Origin of the sequence: Rhizobium sp. AAP43 (genome assembly GCF_001296045.1) — a bacterium.
In the GTDB taxonomy this organism is placed as follows: Bacteria; Pseudomonadota; Alphaproteobacteria; order Rhizobiales; family Rhizobiaceae; genus Allorhizobium.
The window spans coordinates 34,088-53,885 of the sequence record NZ_LJHS01000049.1 but is presented as its reverse complement, the minus strand read 5'-3'; the positions used below and the strand labels follow the sequence as shown (position 1 = coordinate 53,885).

The 19,798-nt window shown below is 61.1% G+C and carries 14 protein-coding genes and 1 tRNA gene; 7 read left to right on the top strand and 8 right to left on the bottom strand.

Features of this window, described 5'->3' with window-relative positions:
- Nucleotides 1-103 precede the first annotated feature (103 nt).
- Entirely contained in the window at nucleotides 104-853 is a 750-nt protein-coding gene (locus IP76_RS20390) for a heparin lyase I family protein (protein WP_054160083.1), read from the top strand.
- Nucleotides 854-885: 32 nt separating this feature from the next.
- On the opposite strand, the gene IP76_RS20385 is transcribed toward IP76_RS20390, so the two are convergent.
- Both IP76_RS20385 and IP76_RS20380 read right to left on the bottom strand, forming a co-directional pair.
- Nucleotides 886-1,950 (bottom strand): glycosyltransferase family 2 protein, encoded by a 1,065-nt coding sequence (locus IP76_RS20385; protein ID WP_054160082.1) that lies wholly within the window; start codon nucleotides 1,948-1,950, stop codon nucleotides 886-888.
- Nucleotides 1,947-2,681 carry a glycosyltransferase gene (locus IP76_RS20380; RefSeq protein WP_197278393.1) on the bottom strand — a complete coding sequence of 245 codons (735 nt, stop codon included), beginning with the start codon at nucleotides 2,679-2,681 and terminating at the stop codon, nucleotides 1,947-1,949. The genes IP76_RS20385 and IP76_RS20380 overlap by 4 nt, the downstream gene beginning before the upstream one ends.
- Nucleotides 2,682-2,689: 8 nt before the next feature.
- Here IP76_RS20380 and IP76_RS20375 point away from each other — a divergent pair, with 8 nt between their 5' ends.
- Both IP76_RS20375 and IP76_RS20370 read left to right on the top strand, forming a co-directional pair.
- Nucleotides 2,690-4,228, top strand: a complete 1,539-nt coding sequence (locus IP76_RS20375; protein WP_156318662.1) for a hypothetical protein — start codon at nucleotides 2,690-2,692, stop codon at nucleotides 4,226-4,228.
- Entirely contained in the window at nucleotides 4,174-4,611 is a 438-nt protein-coding gene (locus IP76_RS20370) for a GtrA family protein (protein WP_054160079.1), read from the top strand. The genes IP76_RS20375 and IP76_RS20370 overlap by 55 nt, the downstream gene beginning before the upstream one ends.
- A 65-nt stretch (nucleotides 4,612-4,676) precedes the next feature.
- Here the strand turns inward: IP76_RS20370 and IP76_RS20365 are convergent.
- Together IP76_RS20365 and IP76_RS20360 are read right to left on the bottom strand one after the other, a co-directional pair.
- Nucleotides 4,677-4,753, bottom strand: a tRNA-His gene (locus IP76_RS20365).
- A 140-nt stretch (nucleotides 4,754-4,893) separates the two neighbouring features.
- The gene (locus IP76_RS20360) at nucleotides 4,894-5,334 is read right to left on the bottom strand and encodes a phasin (protein WP_054160078.1); all 441 of its coding nucleotides are present in this window, start codon (nucleotides 5,332-5,334) and stop codon (nucleotides 4,894-4,896) included.
- A gap of 249 nt (nucleotides 5,335-5,583) precedes the next feature.
- Here IP76_RS20360 and IP76_RS20355 point away from each other — a divergent pair, with 249 nt between their 5' ends.
- Both IP76_RS20355 and IP76_RS20350 read left to right on the top strand, forming a co-directional pair.
- Nucleotides 5,584-9,432 (top strand): ATP-binding protein, encoded by a 3,849-nt coding sequence (locus IP76_RS20355; RefSeq protein WP_054160077.1) that lies wholly within the window; start codon nucleotides 5,584-5,586, stop codon nucleotides 9,430-9,432.
- A gap of 110 nt (nucleotides 9,433-9,542) precedes the next feature.
- Nucleotides 9,543-10,208, top strand: a complete 666-nt coding sequence (locus tag IP76_RS20350) for a LysE family translocator (RefSeq protein WP_054160076.1) — start codon at nucleotides 9,543-9,545, stop codon at nucleotides 10,206-10,208.
- A gap of 51 nt (nucleotides 10,209-10,259) precedes the next feature.
- Here IP76_RS20350 and IP76_RS20345 read toward each other — a convergent pair whose 3' ends face one another.
- The 3 genes from IP76_RS20345 to IP76_RS20335 are packed head-to-tail and all read right to left on the bottom strand — an operon-like array spanning nucleotide 10,260 to nucleotide 13,507.
- Nucleotides 10,260-11,276: a HAMP domain-containing sensor histidine kinase gene (locus IP76_RS20345; protein ID WP_054160075.1), complete on the bottom strand. Its 1,017-nt coding sequence runs from the start codon at nucleotides 11,274-11,276 to the stop codon at nucleotides 10,260-10,262.
- Entirely contained in the window at nucleotides 11,276-11,974 is a 699-nt protein-coding gene (locus tag IP76_RS20340; RefSeq protein ID WP_054160074.1) for a response regulator transcription factor, read from the bottom strand. Before IP76_RS20340 ends, IP76_RS20345 begins: the two co-directional genes overlap by 1 nt.
- Before the next feature lie 51 nt (nucleotides 11,975-12,025).
- Nucleotides 12,026-13,507: a DUF4173 domain-containing protein gene (locus IP76_RS20335; RefSeq protein ID WP_054160073.1), complete on the bottom strand. Its 1,482-nt coding sequence runs from the start codon at nucleotides 13,505-13,507 to the stop codon at nucleotides 12,026-12,028.
- A 448-nt stretch (nucleotides 13,508-13,955) separates the two neighbouring features.
- On the opposite strand from IP76_RS20335, the gene IP76_RS20330 reads away from it, so the two are divergent.
- Nucleotides 13,956-15,530, top strand: a complete 1,575-nt coding sequence (locus IP76_RS20330; RefSeq protein ID WP_245281523.1) for an iron ABC transporter permease — start codon at nucleotides 13,956-13,958, stop codon at nucleotides 15,528-15,530.
- A 242-nt stretch (nucleotides 15,531-15,772) separates the two neighbouring features.
- On the opposite strand, the gene IP76_RS20325 is transcribed toward IP76_RS20330, so the two are convergent.
- Entirely contained in the window at nucleotides 15,773-17,725 is a 1,953-nt protein-coding gene (locus IP76_RS20325) for an acetoacetate--CoA ligase (protein WP_054160072.1), read from the bottom strand.
- Nucleotides 17,726-17,971: 246 nt separating this feature from the next.
- Here IP76_RS20325 and IP76_RS20320 point away from each other — a divergent pair, with 246 nt between their 5' ends.
- Entirely contained in the window at nucleotides 17,972-19,786 is a 1,815-nt protein-coding gene (locus IP76_RS20320; protein ID WP_054160071.1) for an AsmA-like C-terminal region-containing protein, read from the top strand.
- Nucleotides 19,787-19,798 lie beyond the last annotated feature (12 nt).

Sequence of the window (19,798 nt, the reverse complement as noted above, 5' to 3'; positions counted from 1 at the left end):
CCCGTGTCCGGCCTAATGTGAGCGCAACCAAATATGCTGTTATTCAAAACGGCATTGCCTTCACAGGGCCGGAACACCCGGCATAGGACGCGAAAGGGGGATCATGGGCGCGCTGCACTGGAACGCTCTTATCCTCTATGGCGTGGTCGGTTTTGTCGGCCTGACGGTCGCATCCCTGCCGATCGACAGCTACACGCCCGACTTCCTCATTGAAGCCGGCACCCCGCCCGAGACCGTTGAAGTCCAGCAGTCGGGCATTTTCAAATTCAGCGTCGACAAGAACGATTGCGGCGCGCGCGCTGGCTTCAACGATTGCGATCATGATCGGGAGCGCGCAGAGCGCACGTCACTCGAAGACAAGATGCCACTCTCGGCGCAACCGCCTCGTGGCATGCACTATCGGGCCAAGATCTTCTTTCCGCAGAATTTCTCAGCACCGCGCGGCGGCATGGGTGTCACCGTGTTCCAGATCAAGGTGCCGGGCTCTTTTCCGGCGCTCGACCTGTTCCTGCGCGATAGCGCGGACCTGCGCCTGAAGATGGATCACAGCTTCAAACTTGGTCAGTGGGATGGCGCACAATCGAAAAGCCGCCAGCCAGTGATCATACCGGCCCAGCAGCTGAGGGGCCGGTGGCACGATATTGATATTCAGGCCTATTGGTCGGACACATCAAAGGGCCGCGTGACCGTTGAGATCGACGGGCGCCAAGTGTTTTCCTATCGCGGTCCGAATGTGATCGAGGGAGACGCCGTTTACGTTAAACACGGCGTCTATCGATGGGATGTCGGCAAGGACCCGGAGCGCGGCAACACCGAAGTCCATTTCAAGGACGTCACAGTGGATCCGGCATGAGAGGCGCCCTGGGCTGACGGGACGTCGCCCGATCAGGCCTGGAACAACAGTTTGCCTTCCAAAGGACCCAACCTGCCTCGACGAAGGAGGTGAAGGCCATAGCCGCAGGCGAAGGCGGTGAGGCACACGGCAAAGACCGGACCGAAAAACAGCGCCTCTGGCAGTCGTGATCGCCAGGCATTCAAGGCACCGAAGCCGAGCAGCGCAATGAGAGCAACAGCCACGGCGATGAGTGGGGAGGCAAGCATCAGCAGCAACCCCGCAATCAGGGCGAGCATGGATGCTTGAGCCTGGACCAGGCGCCTGCGGCCAAAATCCGAGCGCGGATAGACACGCCGGAACTGGGCGGCAGCCCAGCCAGTGCGCAGATACTCCCGGGCAAAGTCCTGAAGCGTATTGCGATTGGTATGCTCGACAAGAAAGTCGGGATGGCAATCAATCTCAACGCCGCGCTCGATCAGGAGACGAACGGTGGAATAGTCTTCGTAGGACACGCGGAAACTTTCCGGGAAACCGCCTGCCCTCTCCAAAAGCTCTGCCGTGGCCCGGGTGAACATCAGTGCCCCGGTTACAGGCCAGCTGTCGCCCTCGTTCTCGTTTTCGAGCGACAGGAGATACCCCTGCGTGCCAAAATCGGGATTCTTGCGCACCAGCGCATGATCGGCATAGCGGGCGAGAAAATTCGACCAGGGGTCACGACGCTGCGCCGTATCGCGGTAGTGTCCGGCGAGCGCTCCGAAATAATCGGGATCGGCCAGACGGACCCAGCGCGTAATGCAATCGATCGCAGATTGGGTCGGCGACACCTTGCGATCCGTCATCAAGACGAAATCAGGAGCATGGTGTGCCAGTGCGCATTTCAGGCCAAGGCTTCGCCGCGCATTGGCGTCCCTGCCGATCCAGCTTGCCGGCCGGTGGAAGGGGACGCAATCGCAGGAGCGCTGCAAGGTCGGCGAGACCGCCTCACCCTCCTGCCCGCCCACCAAGACGATCGAGATATCCGCGATGGCCTCGAGCGCCAGCCAGCGCTCGAGATTGCGTTCCAGGGCCTGATCGATTGAGAAGGTCGGAACGATGATCGCTATGCGTCGCCTCACGCCAGCATCCTTGCAGCGCAACGCAACTCCCACAGGATGCGGAAGGACGTGCGCAGCGACAGTTTCGATTCACCCGCAAGGCGCGGGGCGATCGAAAAGCCGACCTCACTGTATTTCAGCTCGGCACGCCGATCCGCCAGATTGTGAGTGAGGATCAGGAAGCCTGCCTTCCAGCCACCGTGCGATGTTGACGGCAAGGTCACGGCAGATTTGTCGACAGCAAAGAAGCCGGACAACGGGTCTGTGCAGCAGATATACTTGCCGAGCGTGCCGATCAGGAAACGATTGATCGTGCGGGATGCCACGCGACGGATAGCGTGGGACAAGCCTGCATCTCCATTGATGTGAATATAACGACTCGCGAAGACAACGGAACTGCTGGAGAGCTGCTGCGCGAGATTGACCAGCATGTCCGTCGGATGCTGTCCGTCTCCGTCCATGACGACGACACGGGCATTCGCCGAAACACGAAGGCCGAAGAGAATGGCTCCGGTCAAACCGTCCCGCTCGCCGGGACTGCGATGGACAAGGTTCAGGTCGATGCGCTTCTCGCCCATCAATGCCTGGCGCGCCGCGTCTATCGTCGACAGATCGTCGGAGTCGTCGACAAGGACGATCTCGTGCCGACGGGCCGAGGTGCTGGGGATGGAGGACAATGTGCTGACCACGGACGCGAGCACATCACGAATAGCAAGGGATTCATTTCGGGTAACGATGACAACGCTTAACATGCAAATAGATGCCCAATACATTACAAGTTGACATTTTTTTGTTCACAAAGCACAAACTGCGCGTATTTACGTATATCTGTGCAACCCTAGGTATTTATCTTGCTTTCCATTTGCTCATTTCTTCAAACTTTCCTGGAGTTGAATGGGATGAGTCTGTCTATGCTTGTATCACTGAGAATCTTAATAAAGAATTTGAGCTTAAACACGTTGCTGATATTAGTCGCGAAGGACAATTCTATGGTTGGCACCCTCCCTTCTATTTTTATCTTTCGGGACTTCTGAGCCACGCCTTCGACAATCCGGATTTCCTTCTGCTGAACCGGAGCCTGAACAACTTCTGCATGGGACTAGCGATGGCTGTTTTTGCAGCCGGCCTGTACAGGTTCGGCAAGCTGTCACTGGCGACCGTGACGTTCGGCATGCTGTTCGCCTGCCTGGATCTGTGGAACCTGATTTCCGGCCGGATCGGCTGGTTCGAGAATGTGCAATTCGTGATCGTGGCACTGACCCAGCTGGCATTGATCGCCACGCTTCTCAGCGGCACCTACAAGGCTGCCGCACTTGCCGGCTTCCTCGCCGGCTGGGTGGTGATCTTCAAGCATATCGGCGCCTGGGAGATGATCCAGATCGGCCTCTTGTTCCTGCTGTTTGCTTCGCGCCGCAAACAGTTCCTCGTCGCCGGCCTGGTAACGGCGGTCGTTATTTTTCTCTACGGCCTCTTACAGCTCTATCGCGGCGGGGATGATTACATAAACCAGCAGCTGCACCACACGATGCGGGCGGTGGGCAAGACCAAGTCGCCTTCGGTCAATTTCGACCTGATGCAGGCGATCAATATCTTCATCGACGCCTATGGGGTCTTCTGGCCCAGCATTGCGGCCGCCCTGCTCGGGCTGGCGGTGGCAGGCTGCATTTATCTGCGCGCGGGCTTCGTCGTCTATCGCTGCAAGGCCGAGCACGTATTCCTGTCGAGCCGTCGCGACGTGGCACAGCTGGTGCTTGCGACCTGGCTACTTGGCGCCTTCATCAGCCTGCTGGCGATCAAGCTGCGCAATCCGCATTATTATTTCCTGATCTTCATTCCGGCGAGCTTCCTGGTCGGCGTTTTCCTCGCCAACCTCCTGCATGTCAGAAGATGGCGGCGCTTCGCGGCCGTGCTGATCGCGATCTTCATGATCGGCAACATCACCAGCCTGACGCTTCGGCTGAACTGGGACGACAGCGTTCTGACGAATTTCTACAGGATCTATCACGACCGTCTGGCGGGCCGCATGGTCTTCACTGAAGAGCCTCTCGCGTGCCTTGCGGGCGATATCGCCGGCTTTCGCGATGTACGCCTATCCCAAAATCGCGACCTGAAGCTTTTGAACGGCAAGGATATCGGCGCCGTCGTCATGCTCAGCAGCCGATCCTACCAACCCCCGGTCAGCGCAGCCTGGCGTGAACGCCTGGCGCAGAAGTACCGGAAGATCTACGAGGACAAGGACTGGAAATGGAACATGGAAATCTGGATGCCGGCGCAGGCCGTCGTGCCCTTTCGGCGCTGAAAAGCGTGCTGGACAGGCAATGGGTGCGGTTTGCCATCGTAGGCACGACCTCGCTCGTCGTACCGTTTGCGCTCTCTGCCTGGCTGAGACTTGCGACATCGCTTTCCGACCAGACGATCTTTGCGATCTCCTCGGTCGTCGCAATCGAGCTCAACTATCTGCTCAACCACTTCTTCACCTGGCGCAAGACCGGCAGCCTGTCATCGCTCGCGGGCACCTGGATGCGCTTTCACATCACCAAGACCTTCACCTTCCTGATCGGACAGGTTCTGTTCTTCCTCGCCAATGCGCTGACCGGCCAGTTCTTCATCGCCTACGCATTGACGGTCCTGATGATGACCTTCGCCAACTTCGGCCTGCAGAAGCACTATATCTTCAAGTGATGGGAAAGAGACTTCCTCTCTCCTCGTCAGTCCCTGTGACATTCAGACTGACGAGGAGAGAGGAATGGTACGGTTGAGTGGGGTCGAACCACCGACCTCAGGTGCCACAAACCTGCGCTCTAACCAACTGAGCTACAACCGCACAAACACGCGTCTCGGACGCGTTGGGGTCACATACGAGCACTGGCTGAAATTTTCAAGCCCTTTTCTCATCGTGACATGAAAAGGGTCGGGTACAGGACCCGACCCTTCAGACTTGGGAGGATTTCAACGGCGTGCCGTTCAGGCGACCTTGAAAGCGGACATCGCCTTTTCGGCAGCTTCCTTGCCAGGCTTGACGACCGTTTCGGCAACCTTCTTGGCAGTTTCCTGGATCGACTTGGCCTGTTCGATCGTCACTTCGGCCTGCTTGCGGATAAAGGCGGTCTGCAGCTCGACGAGTTCGGCAACAGACTTGACGCCGAGCAGGGCTTCCATGTGCGACAGCGACAGGTCGGCATTGGTACGCAGCGCGTCGATGGCCTTCAGGCCAAGCTCAACTGTGCCGGCCTGAACCGTCTCGACGGTGGCTTCCACGGTCTTGGTGGCTTCCTCGGTCGCGGCCTTCATCTTGGCATAGGCTTCCTTCGACTGGACAGCGCCCTTTTCGGCGAAGTCACGGAAGCTTTCCTGCATCTTGGACGGGTCGAAGCTCGAGAACGAGAATACATCCTTGGTGTTCATGGCGCATTTCCTCATTGCTGACGGCCCTGTTTCGGACCCTTTGTTTCTGTGATGCTCCTTATATAGCACCGCTTATTGTGCATTGCAATATGATTGTGCGGTGCACAATAGCTAAAATTCGATGTGGGTAACCCGGCCGAATTAACCTTATCCATTGAAAGGCTAGGGGCTTTGTGGACCCCCGGGGCCTGTCTAGCTATTAAAAATCTGTTAATTTGGTTCGACTGCTCGGAAGCGACAGGTTTGGCAATGCCCGCTCAATACCCATTCATCGATGTGGCTGTGCATGACCTCATTCGCCCGCGCCTGGCGCGGGGCGAAGCGCTTGTGCTGTTTGCGAGTTCGCTGTCACGCGTGGTCTGGTGCAATGGCGCAGGCGCTCGCTTCTTCGGCCAGAGCTCGATTTACGACTTCCTCGAGGAAGGCCCGAACCGCAGCGACCTCAGCTTCCGCCAGATCGAGGCGGCAGCGAGACCACTGTCGAAGACCGGCGACAGCCGCGGCCTGATGCTGCGCGTCAATGCCGGCTTCCGCACTGTGCCGGTGCAGGCGACAGTCGAGCGCGTCGATCTTCGCGGCGAACCGCTCATCCTTCTCGCCCTGCCGGCGGCCGGGCCGCTCGGCTCCGCCTCGACCCGGGCGCGCGAGCTCATGGCCGGCTTCGACGATCCCGACACCCATATGGCCGTTATCGACGGCGACGGCGCCATCATCGCGGCCTCGCCCGATTTCGCCACACTGCAGATCACCGACGAGACCATGCGCATGCTGATCGGCCTTGTTGCCGCAGACCAGCAGCGCCTGGTCAAGCGCCCCATCCCGACAGGCCGCGGTCATCTGCCGGCGGCAATCGGCAAGCTCTCGGATGATCCGGCGATCCATCTGCTCTTCACCGTCGACACCCATGGTGACGGCGCGGCGACCGCACCGGTGGCCACCCCGCTTGGTGCAAACCTGTCGCCGGCAACAACGCCTCTTGAGGTTGCTGAGTTGGCCAACAACGATCTGCCGGGCGACGAGATCGCCTCGCTGGCTACCGGGTCGGACCAACAGCCAGTCTCCCCGCCCGATGACAGTGTCATGGACGCCCTTGGTGCGATCGAGGAGATTGACGAAATCGAGCCGCAGGATGACGACGAAGAGGCGTTTGCCCAGGCAACCGAGACGGCGGACCTTGACCTGCCGTCGCCCGAAGAGCTTGACGCCGGCGCGTTCTGGACTGTCGAGGAAAGCGCTGCCGAAGACGACGAGGGCGCAGACACGCAAAGCGCTTCTGCCGAGACGCCAGATATGGCGGAACCGGATGCCGAGGCCGAGACACCTGTCGCCATCGCAGAGGCCGCACCGGTGGAGCGCCCTGTCGCTGCGACGGCTCGTTCCGTCAATACCGCTGGAGTTGTCGGGGACGACTTCGTCTTCGAACGCGACCGGCGCGCCATTCGCTTCGTCTGGAAGATCGACGAAAGCGGGCGCTTCAGCGACGTATCCCCGGAATTTGCCCAGGCGGTTGGCCCGCATGCCTCCGACATCAATGGCGTGGCCTTCTCCGATCTCGCTGCTCTTTTCAGCCTCGATCCCGATGGCAAGATCGGCGAACTTCTGAAAAAGCGCGACACCTGGTCGGGCAAAACAATCTACTGGCCGGTGCAGGGCACCAGCCTGATGGTACCGGTCGATCTGGCCGCCCTGCCGACCTACACCCGCAATCGCGACTTCGACGGTTTCCGGGGCTTTGGGATTGTGCGTGTGGCCGATGCCGTGGAAGACCCGACGGCGACTGGTCTCACCTTCGTGCAGACGGCGTCCGACGCTGCGGACGACGAAGCCGCGCTCGATGACTTCCTGGCAGACCTGTCAAAGGATGAGCGCCATGCACCGGAAGAGGTGAGCGCCGAAGAAGAAGAGGAAGCTGCAGAGGCGCTGGACCGGCTCTGGAGTGTCGAGGCAGACGACGATGAAGACGAAGAGCAGGCCGATGAGGGGCTGAGCGCAGCGAAGCCGACGGGTGAGGATCGCTCGTCCGGCGTTGCCGATCTCGATACGGCTGAGGATCACACCTCGACTGCGGCGGACGAAGAGGACAGCTCAACATCGGACGAGGACATGCGCTTCGAGCCGCCAGTCCTGCGCATCATGGAAACGCGGGCTGAGCCAACTTTCGACAAGGTCGTGAAGCTGGAAGAACGCCGACGGGGCAAAAACGCGCTTTCACCCGGTGAACAGGCGGCTTTCCGTGAGATCGCCCGCAAGCTCGATCCGATCGGCCTTCGTGCCCATGTCGAGGAATCGCTCTCGCCGAGCCCGGCCGAGCCCCCTGCCCTGCGCGGTCACAAGGATGCCGGCATCGCGCCCGTGACCGAGCGTTCGCCTCTGCCTGTGTCGGAACCGGATCTCGCAAACGAGGCTGAAGCAGAGACAGAGACTGAGGTTGGCGAAGACACACGCGACACGGTCCAGGCCATGTCGGCCGAGGCAACGTCTATCGACGCCCCCGACGTTGCGGAAGACGCCGCTACGGCAGCTGACGCGCCACCGATGGAGCACGACGTCGGCCTGCTGCCTGCAAGACGCGAGCGCAGCCTGACTGCCGATGTCGTTGACCTGATGCCCGTGCCTCTGCTGGTGCATGTTGGCGACCGGCTGATCCACGCCAATCCGGAATTCTTCTCGCTGACGGGCTACACATCGCTGGCCGATCTTGAGGCCGCAGGTGGTCTCGATGCCCTGATCGCTCGGCAGGATCTCGACGAGCCGGGTGACGGGGCTGGCGCCATGACGGCGATCCGGGCCGATGGCACCGTCGTGCCGGTCAGCGCACGCCTTCAGTCCGTGCGCTTCGATGAGGCAAGCGCCCTGATGCTGGCGCTGATTGCCCAGTCGGCAGCAAACCCGGACACGCCACGCGCAGCCGCCCCGATACAGCCTGCCGCACAGGCAACGATACCGGCATCCGCGCAGCCGGGCGAAGTCGCGCGGCTGAAGGTGGAAGTGGAAGAACTACGGGCCATTCTTGAAACGGCGACCGACGGCGTGGTGATCCTCGATTCCGACGGCGACATCCGCTCGATGAACCGGGCGGCCAGTGCGCTTTTCAATTTCGATGACATGGAAACCCGAGGCAAACCCTTTGTGATGCTGTTTGCCCATGAAAGCCAGAAGTCGATCCTCGACTATCTGAACGGGTTGTCCGGCCATGGCGTGGCAAGCGTGCTGAATGACGGCCGCGAAGTGATCGGCCGCGAGGCCTCTGGCGGCTTCCTTCCGCTTTTCATGACGATCGGCACGCTGAACTCGTCGAACGGCTACTGTGCCGTGATCCGCGATATCACCCAGTGGAAGCGGACCGAGGACGAATTGCGCAACGCCAAGCGCGCAGCGGAAACGGCCAATGCGCACAAGACCGATTTCCTTGCACGCGTCAGCCACGAAATTCGCACGCCGCTGAATGCGATCATCGGCTTTGCCGACATGATGGCCAATGAACATTTCGGTCCCGTCGGGCATCCGCGTTACGGCGAATATGCGCATGACATCGTGCGATCCGGCCGGCACGTGCTCGACATCGTCAACGACCTTCTCGACATCTCGAAGATCGAGGCGGGCGAGATGGAGCTCGATTTTTCCTCCGTCGGGCTGAATGAGACCGTGCAGGCTGCCGTCTCGATCGTCCAGCCGCAGGCCAATAGCCAGCGCGTGATCATCCGGACCGCGCTGTCGCAGGCCGTGCCCAGCGTGGTGGCGGATGATCGCTCGATCAAGCAGATCGTGCTCAACATCCTGGCGAATGCCATCCGTTTTACCCCGTCTGGCGGGCAGATCATCGTATCCACCGCCTATGAGCCGAATGGGAACGTGGTGCTGCGGATCAGGGACACGGGCATCGGCATGTCGCGCGGGGAGCTGGAACAGGCGATGAAGCCCTTCCGCCAGGTCTCGACCGGCACGCCGCGCAATCGGGGTGATGGCACCGGCCTCGGACTGCCGCTGACCAAGGCGATGGTGGATGCGAACCGGGCGCAGTTTGCGATCTCTTCGACGCCGAATGAGGGCACGCTGGTGGAAATCACCTTCCCCTCACCCCGGGTGCTGGCGGACTGACATATCCGCCTGCATCGACAGCGCGAACCTTGCGAGGCTGTACCGACTTCTGGTAGAGTTCGATTGCGGTCAGCATCCGACCGTAGCCCTGATCCACGCGGGAGACGCTCATGACATCCTTCGCAATTCTTGGCGCAATCCTTTTTGCCATCGGTATCGGCGCCATGAGCCCGGGGCCGAGCTTTGTTCTCGTTTCCCGAATTTCCGTGGCCCATTCCCGCCTGCATGGCATCGCGACAGCCATCGGCATGGGACTTGGCGGCGCGCTTTTCGCGGTTCTGGCGCTGGCGGGGCTGGTCGCACTCCTCCAGCAGGTCGACTGGCTCTATCTCGCGCTGAAGTGCGCTGGGGGACTCTATCTGGTCTATCTCGGCATCGTCATCTGGCGCGGTGCAAGCGAGCCGCTGGCAATGACCACCGACGGGGCGACTGACGCGGTAAACGAAGGATCTGGCAAGCAGCTCTCGCCACTCCGAGCCATGCTGGTGGCTTTTGCAACGCAGATCAGCAACCCGAAGACAGCGGTGGTCTATGCCAGCATCTTTGCAGCGCTCATGCCACAAGCACCGCCAACCGCCGTGCTCATCGCGCTACCGCCACTCGTCTTCGTCGTGGAAGCCGGCTGGTATCTGATCGTGGCGCTCGCCTTCTCCGCCCATCGCTCGCAGCGGGCCTATCTCAAATGGAAGGTGTGGGTGGACCGGCTGGCCGGGGCTGTGATCGGCGCGCTCGGCATTCGGCTGATTGGTGAGAGCATCGCTGCTTTTCGCCGGTAAGGCGGGCAGAGCCTGCTTCTCATCGGAAGAGATGGCCAGGGTTGAGGCGGCTTAAGCGACGCGGCGGATCCGGATCTCGAATGCGGCACCGCGCGTGCCAGCTTTCGTCAGGCGGATATCCGAGCGATGGGCCGCGAGCAGCGCTTCGACGATCCTGAGCCCCATGCCGGTTCCACCGTCATCCGCTCTCGTTGTGAAAAAGGGCCGAAAGATCGCCTGTTCGAACTCGGGTGGAATGCCCGTACCGTTGTCGGTGACCACGATCGAGAGGTGATCCGGCGTCTCCAGCACGGTCACATCCAGCTGCGTTCCCCCGTGCTGAAGCGCGTTTTCGGCGAGATTGACGAAGACGATGGTGGCAGCCTCCAGCGGAAGAGCAATGAACTGGTCCGTTTCCCCAACATACCTGACGACGAGTTCGGGAAACCGGGCTTCGAGAACGGCGACGATCTGAGACAGTGTTGTCGATCCAGCCGCAATCGGCGTTTCCGCATGCGCCAGGTCTCGAAGGCGCACCAGAAGCCGGTCAAGCCGGCGGGCGTCCGACATGATGTTGTCGAGGAAGAGACGCCGCTGGGCAGACGTCATTGGCGCCTCGTCTGTCTCGGCCTCGCGCAGCAGTTCTGCGGCACCGGCAATCGCGGTCAGCGGAGACTTCAGCTCATGCGAAACATGGGCGGCGAAGGTGCGGACATAATCCGTGCGCTCCACCAGATCACCGGCAAGATCAAAGAAGCTTTGAGCGAGCGCGGCGACCTCCCGCGTGCCGTAGCTGTCGAGCGGCATGATGGCATCACGACCATCCGAGGCGATCTCCTGCGTGCGGCGGACCAGCGCATCGAGTGGCGCCTTGATGGCCCGGACGAGCACGAAGCCGACAACCAGGGTCAAAAGCACGACCGATACGACAGCGCCGATCTCGGCCGGGGCCACCGGCCTGAGATCCAGCGTTGCTGGCCGGAACCAGATGAGCAGCAGGACAGGCACTGTCATGACCGTGATCAGGACCGAATAGATGACGAGCGCCAGAGGTGGGCGCCATTTCGCGCGAATGTCGAAGCGGGGCATCAGGCGTCTCCCTTCACCGCCTCGAAGCGAAAGCCCACACCATGGACGGTGGCGACGACAGGAACCTGGGCGACCTCGGCGAACTTGGCCCTGATGTTGCGGATATGGCTGTCGATGGTGCGGTCAGCGACATGTATTCCGACGCCATAAGCCGCCTGCATCAGGTGTTCGCGGGTGAAGACCATGGTCGGTCGGGCCATCAGCGCTTCCAGTATGGCAAACTCCATGGCAGTCAGCGCAATCGGCGTTCCCGCCATGGAGACGGACCGGCCTTCGCGGTCCAGCGTTACCGAACCAACCGTCAGGACGGCGCTGCGCTCCGGTGCGAGGGGGCCAGCGCCACTGCGCTTCAGGATGGCGCGGATGCGGGCCACCAGTTCGCGCGGGCTGAATGGCTTGGTGACATAGTCGTCACCACCCATTTCGAGACCGAGGATGCGGTCGATTTCCTCGTCACGGGCGGACAGGAAGAGGATCGGCAGGGAGGAGGTCTTGCGGATCTCGCGGCAGACCTCAAGCCCGTCGATATCAGGTAGGCCGATATCCAGAACGGCGAGATCGATCTTGCCGCGCCGAAAGGCGATCACGGCCTCGCCGCCGGTGCGGGCGACGACCGGATGCATGCCTGCCCGCTCGATGGCAAAGCAGATGACATCGCGGATATGCGGCTCGTCATCGACCACGAGTATCTGCTGCATCGTGCCTGTGTCTCCCCCTGGGCAACCTGTCGTTCATCCCATGATTGCCTTCTATTCGACGCTGGCGCGGGCGGCGAGATATTTTTCCAACCGGTGCATTCGCCATGTCCAGTTGCGCAGATCCTGCGGTCGGCGATCGAACCTTGAGAGCAGGTAGCTGCGCTGCTGCTTCAGACGAGCGAACAGGATGAGGTCACGAGACTCCACCCCTGGCGTGTCCAGATAGGCGTCGATTGCGGGCAAGGCAGTGGGTCCCAGTGAAGTGAGATAGTCAATGTCGAGCGGTTCGCCATTGCCATCCACTTCGCGGGCATGGGTGAGGTTGTAGCTGGCAATATAAGCCGGGATGTCGGTGATCGCGATGGCATAAAACAGAACGAGCAGGCTTGCGGCATTCGTGGCGAGCAGCCAGGCATTGGTCTTGCGCAGGAAGATCTTCAGGATGATCAGGCCAAGGCCGACCGCCACAAGCAGCATCCATAGGCCAGCCGCCACCCGCATCCGGGTCAGCGAAAAGGCTTCGACATAAAGGTCGAGGCGCAGAATGGCCGACAGGCAGAGCAGGATGTTCTGAGCGATCCACAGATAGACGAGCCGGCGAATGAGGTCGGCACGGGGCCCGCTTGCATCTTGGCGCAGGGCGAGGAGAACGAAAAGGCCTGCTAGCAAGGCGGTGACGATCAGCGGATGAGATCCGCGATGGGCGTATTCCGCATGGCTCATGCCTTCCGGCAGTTCCGCCCCGCCCCAGAGATAGGTGACATCAAGGACTGTCTGCACCGCGAACAGGAGATTGAACAGGATCAGAGCGCGCAGCAGGGAGGGTTCATTGAACAGTTTCGACTGTGCCTGCCCCTCCGCTTCGTTCTGCTTCTTCCGGCAGCAACGCGCAAGGCGCGGCCGGAGCAGGATCCAGATCGGGCCTGCCATCATGCTCCAGAACAGAATGCGCTCAGTGTCGAACAGCGCCAGCAGAGCATCAAGACTGATCGAGGCCAGGGCCTTCTCGATCAGCGGATTGGCGCTGGCAAAGAGCAGGACAAAGACCAGGGTGAATATGAGGGGCATGATCCAGAGGCGCAGTTCGCGGCCAAACCCGTTCCGGTAGACCGAGTCCGGCCGCGGCAGCGTCACCCGACCGATCCCTCGGAGGAAACGCGCTGGCACCTTGAGCACGACCCTTGCGGCAACGGCCGGGATGGCCGAAGGGGCGTTCGGCAGCAGGTCTGATGTCGACAGAGACAAGAGCAGCAGACCGACGGCGGCGACGCTTATTGCCTGCCAGGAGGGTGTTTCGATGAGGGGCGCGATGGCCCCAAGCACGAGGAGTGCCAGGATCACCGTCTCCTTGCGCAGCCCGCGCCGGGCCGCCAGGAGAAGGCAAAGACCAACCGTCAGGAACCAGAGAAAGACATTCAGCCCGTCTTGCTGGTCGAAAAGCAGGATATCCGAGGCGGTAACGGCAAAGACAAGGGCGATCAACGCCGGCCGTTTAAATGACAGATGTTTCGAAGCTGGGGCATGCGTCAGCATGGTGCAATCCTTCCCTTCTGAAGCGACGAGACAAGACGCAGCGGCGGGCGCTGCGATTCTGGTCGGTCTGTTGGCGACAGGATCTCCTCGGTGATCCACCAACCGTCCTTGAGGAGGCTGTGCGGCAGTGCGGGAGCGGTGACAGGAGATGGGGTGTGTGGCTGGGTCATGAGGGAAACCTGCACCTGCGGCTTGCAGATTTTGCGCAGACCACCAGCATGTTTTCAGGAATCTGCCAGTCGGCTCAATCCGCCTCTTATGAACCGCGACAGACGGCGCGGTTTGCATCCTCCTCGGTTTCCGCTAGAGGAAGGTCAAACCAGCCTTCGCAAGGACCGAAAGCTTGCTGACAGACATGCGTTCGGGCGTAGCGCCCGCGATCAAACCGGCGCGCCGCAAGACGGCGCATGCAACGCGTCTGGCGCTTGTCGCCGCGGCCATCGTCTTCATGCCAATCGCGGCGATCTTCGTCATCGGCATGACCGCCGACCCAGAGAACTGGCAGCATGTGCTGTTGAACGTCATCCCGAGAGCCGGCCTCAGAACCCTCTGGCTGCTTGTATTCACCGGGATCGCCACCGCCATCTTCGGTATCGGCACGGCCTGGCTGGTCGCATCCTGCGACTTTCCGCTGCGGCGGCTGCTCTCGCCCGCACTCGTTCTGCCGCTGGCCATTCCATCCTATCTGGCAGCCTATGCCTTCGGTGAATTCTTCGATTTCACCGGGCCTTTGCAGACGGCTTATCGCGCACTGTTCGGCTTCCGCTCGGCGCGGGACTACAGTTTCTTCGACATCCGCTCGCTGTCAGGCGCGGTGCTGGTAATGTCGGCTGTCCTCTATCCCTACGTCTATCTCGCCTGTCGCTCGATGTTCCTGATGCAAGGACGCGCCGCAGCCGATGTTGCGCGGACACTGGGGGCCGGTCCCTTGCGGGTCTTTGCCCGCATTCAGGTGCCGATGGCGCGGCCGGCAATCATGATCGGCCTGACGCTGGTCATGATGGAGACGCTGAACGATATTGGGGCCGTCGAATATCTCGGCGTGCAGACGCTGACCTTCTCGATCTACGACACCTGGCTCAATCGCGGCAGTCTGGCCGGTGCGGCCCAGATCGCCTGCTTCATGCTGGCCATCGTCGTTCTGCTGTTGGTGGTCGAGCGCCATGCGCGCAAGCGACAGCGGTTTGCCAGCCACAAGACCACGGCCATGGTTGCCAATACCGTGCGGCTGAAGCTGACCGGCCTCAAGGGGATATTTGCCGCGACCTTTTGCATCTTCCCGATCCTCGTCGGCTTCTTCATCCCGGTCCTGGTGCTCGGTGGCTTTGCGCTGCGAAGGCTCGACGATTTTCTTGAGCCGCGGCTTCTCGACGCCTTATGGCATTCGACGCTGGTGGCGGGTGCGGCCGCGGTGATCACCGTGGTCATCGGTTTCGTGCTGACCTATGCGGTGCGCACCGACCGATCGCGCATTGCCGTAGCCGCCAGCCGGATCGCCTCGCTCGGATATGGCATTCCAGGCACCGTGCTCGGCATTGGCGTGCTGATTCCGCTTGCGAGCCTCGACAATGCTGTCGACGGCCTTCTGCGCCAGACACTTGGCATGTCGAGCGGGCTCTTGCTCTCCGGCACTGGCTTTGCCATCGTTTATGCCTATTCCGTGCGGTTTCTGACTATGGCGGAAGGCACGCTCGATGCCGGCTTCCAGAAGCTCTCACCGCATCTCGACATGGCGGCGCGGACGCTCGGACGCACGGGACCGCAAACCTTGCGGCAAATCCTGTTGCCCAATCTGAAGCCTGCCGTTCTGACGGCTGGACTTCTCGTCTTCATCGAGGCGTTGAAGGAGTTGCCAGCAACGATTCTGCTCCGGCCGTTCAATTTCAACACCCTGGCGACGCTTGTCTATGAAGATGCCTCGCGCGGCATGCCGCAGAGTGCGTCTGTCGCGGCGATCATCATTATCTTCGCCGGACTCATTCCGGTTATCCTTGTGTCGAGATCGCTCGACGAACAGGGCTAACCGGCGGTCAAAAGAACAAAAAAAGGGCGGCTTTCGCCGCCCCGTAATTTCATGCTGTCGAACCAAGAAGTGGACCCGGAGAGCGTTTGGCGTTCTGCGACACCGTCCTGACACTCCGGCACCCTGTAGTTGCGCCCAAGATGCCGTAGGTTTATTAACAGAAGCTTACCGGAATGTGATCCATATCACCCCAGATTTGAGGTATTGGCGCTCAAACCGATCAACTCCGACACACGATCGCGTCAGCGGCGCAAAGCGTCCAGATCCGCATAGAGGTCCAGCGCCTCGGGATTGGCGAGAGCTTCCTTGTTTTTCACGGGACGACCATGGACAACCTCGCGCACGGCAAGTTCGACGATCTTGCCGGATTTCGTCCGAGGAATATCGGCCACCTGGATGATCTTCGCCGGTACATGTCGCGGCGAGGCGCCGGTGCGGATCTTCGTCTTGATCTTAGCCTCAAGGTTAGCGTCGAGCGTCACGCCCTCAGCGAGCCGGACGAAAAGGATGACCCGGACATCGTCGTCGAAATCCTGGCCGATGCAGATCGATTCCACCACCTCGTCGAGCTGCTCGACCTGATTGTAGATTTCTGCAGTGCCGATGCGCACGCCGCCCGGATTGAGGGTAGCGTCCGACCGACCATGGATGACAAGGCCCCCATGCTCCGTCCATTCGGCAAAGTCACCATGGCACCAGACATCGTCGAAGCGTTCGAAATAGGCAGCGCGATATTTAGCGCCATCGGGATCATTCCAAAACATGACCGGCATTGACGGGAAGGCCTGGGTGCAGACCAGTTCGCCTTTTTCGCCTCGGACGGGTTTTCCGTCATCGTCCCAGACATCGACAGCAAGCCCGAGCCCAGGCCCCTGAATCTCTCCCGGCCAGACGGGCTTGAGCGGATTGCCGAGCACAAAGCAGGAGACGATGTCCGTTCCGCCGGAAATCGAGGCAAGTTGGATATCGTCCTTGATACCCTCGTAGACGAAAGTGAAACCTTCGGGAGACAGGGGCGATCCGGTCGAGGTCATCAGCCTGAGCTTGGTGAGGTCATGGCTCGCCTTCGGTACAAAGCCGCCCTTGCGCACGGCGTCGATGTATTTCGCCGAGGTGCCGAAAATCGCAAAGCCCTCATCGCGGGCAAAGTCAAAGAGGACATTGCCATCCGGATAGAAGGGCGAGCCATCATAGAGGCAGAGCGTGGCGCCGCAGGCAAGGCCGGAAACGAGCCAGTTCCACATCATCCAGCCGCAAGTGGTGAAGTAGAACAGCCGTTCGCCGGCAGTCAGGCCACAATGCAGCCGCTGCTCCTTCAGGTGCTGCAGGAGTGTGCCGCCGGCCGAATGCACGATGCACTTCGGAATTCCGGTCGTGCCCGAGGAAAACAGGATGTAGATCGGGTGGGAGAAGGGCAGCCGCTCGTAGACGATGTCCTTGACCGAGTAGTCGGAAACGAACTGGTCGAGGCTTCGGCCATTTGCCAGTCGCGACAGCAGTGCGTTTGTATCGCCCGCATAGGGAATGACGAGGACGGGGACCCCGAGTTCTTCCGAAACCGTCACCACCTTGTCGGCCACGCCCTGACGCTTGCCGTTGTACCAGTAGCCGTCACAGGTGATGAACAGACTGGGTTCGATCTGGCCGAAGCGATCAAGCACACCCTTGTCGCCGAAATCCGGGGAGCAGGACGACCAGATGGCGCCGAGCGAGGTCGCGGCCAGCATGAGGGCAATGGTCTCGGGCATATTGGGCATCATCGCTGCGATACGGTCGCCGCGACCGATGCCCATGGCCTGCATGGCCTGCTGCAGCCGCGAGACCATGGCGCTCAAGCGCTGCCAGGACCACCGGTCTGAGACCTTGTTCTCGCCGCGAAAGATCAACGCGTCACCTTCGCCTGCATGGGCAAGCAGGTTTTCGGCGAAGTTCAGACGGGCTTCCGGAAAGAAGCGGGCCTCGAGCATGGTGCCATGGTCTTCGAGCAACCGGCTGCCTTTTTCGCCAACGACACCGCAATAATCCCAGATGGCGGACCAGAAGGCCTCGCGCGCATCAACAGACCAGTGATGAAAAGCCTCGTAGTCCGCTGAAGGTGCTCCGCGTTCCGCTACGCACCATTGCATGAAGTGCGTAAGCGGCTGAGCTGCCTTGAAGGCATCCGTCGGGGTCCAGAGCGGGGTCTGTCCGGTCATGTGCATCTCCTCCATCCACCCGTGATATGGCAATACCGCACTGCGATAGAATGCGATCCGCTTCCTCGGCGCAAGGGCGACGTTTGCCCCATCCGGACATTTCGTGTAGTGGCGGATCGAGTTGCGGCGAGACACCGCGCCCGGGGCCAGACCCAGGCCTTATCTCCTGCAAGGGGACCATGCATGGTAGCAAGACGCCGAAAGGGCAGAGCGCGGAACGCCCGCACAAGACTGCGGGGACGCAGATTGCTGCGCCTCGTGCTTGTGCTTGCCACGATCGGCCTTGTCAGCTTCATCGCCTTGCGCGTTGCAGCCCCTTACATGATCTCCAGCACCGTCGTGCGCAGCGCGCTTGCATCTTCGATCTCGCGCTGGACGGGTCATGATGTCTTCATCTCTTCGATCTCCGAGGTCAGCTTCTGGCCCGAACCGCAAGTGACGCTGGTTGGCGTCACGGTGAGCCGTGGCACTGGCTCCGACCGGCAGGTGCTTGGTGAGATCGATGCACTCGAGGCAAGCTTCAGCTTCTTCTCGGCGTTGAGCGGCCAGCCAGACTTTACCGAATTCCGCTTTCAGCGTCCCCGTATCCGCATCGAACGCAATGCCGAGGGGCGGCTCGACTGGACGAACGAAGGTCTGCTGAGCGAAGCGGTTCGCGCCGTCAAGCCGTCCGCCGATGGGGGGCAGGCACTTCCCGCTTCCAACGATGCCAGGGTTGGCACCGTCGATGTCACCGATGGCGAGGTGACGATCGTCGACTTGCGCGACGGAACTGAAACCGTGCTCAGTGCGGTCAATGCCACGCTCGAATGGCCAAGGCTTGCAACGCCCCTTTCCGGGACGGCATCAATGACACTGCGGGGGCAGGACCTGAACCTCGACTTTGACAGCCCTGCTCCCCTGCTGCTGATCAAGGGCGACGAAGCCCCGGTACGGCTCCAGGCAAGCCTTGCAGCCGCCTCTCTGAAACTCGACGGCGCGATGAGCCTGTCCGGCGGCCTCTCAGGGCAGAATTCGGTGCAGATCGACGTCAGCGATGTTTCTGCGCTTGCCCGTGTTCTCGGCATGCGGCTTGCCGGAACGGAAGGCTGGAACCGCTTCAGTCTGACGGCGACCATTCAGGAGGATGCCGGAGAATGGCGCTTCGAGACACTGGGTTTTCGCGTCAATGACAGCGAGGGTACAGGACTCATTGCCATGCAGCCGGTTGCCAATGGTCGCTCGCGACTGAGCGGCACGCTGGCAATCGACGACCTTGAACTGGACGACTTGCTGGAAGCACTCGCGGTGCCGATCGGGGATGCTGTCGTCGTGCGGCTGCCGAGCATCCTGCGCTGGCTTGATCTCGACATCCGGATTTCCGCCGCGCGAGCGACCTTTGCACCCTTCACCCTCGCCGATGTCGGGGCGAGCCTGATCGGGCGCGAGGACGAGATCGCTCTGGTTATCGGCGATGCGCGGCTGTTCGGCGGGACGCTGAGTGCGCGGATCAATGCCCGACCCGGTGCGGAGGATGCGGGTGGCAATCTGGTGCTGATGATCGACGATGCGCGGTTCGGCGAGCTGTTTGAGGGGTTGGGCCTCACCGGCCCCTACCCGACCGGCACCGGTTCCATAGACCTGCATCTCACCCTGCCGCCCGGCGACTGGCGCCGCAAACCTGACGCGATTTCCGGCAAGCTTCGGATGTCCGCGACCGACGGCACGCTGCGCCATTTCGATGCCGACGGCCTACGCAGACTGGCTACCGATCGCGCCTATTTCCAACTTGATACGGCCGGCGATGGCGGGCTCGATTTCGACCGGCTCGATTTAACCGCACGAATTGCCAATGGTGTGGCGGAATTGGATGAGGCGCAATTGTCCGGACAGGATGAGAGCCTACAGCTTTCCGGCATCGTTCCGCTCGGACCGCTGGCACTGGCGTTGACGGGTGAACTCACCGCCGTCGCCAGCCCATCAGAGGCGCTGACTGCACCCTTGCGCTTCTTCCTCGGCGGAACCATCCAGACCCCTGTGATATCCCCGATCCAGGCGCCGAAGCCTACTGCCGGGCCGTGAAGATCGCTCTGT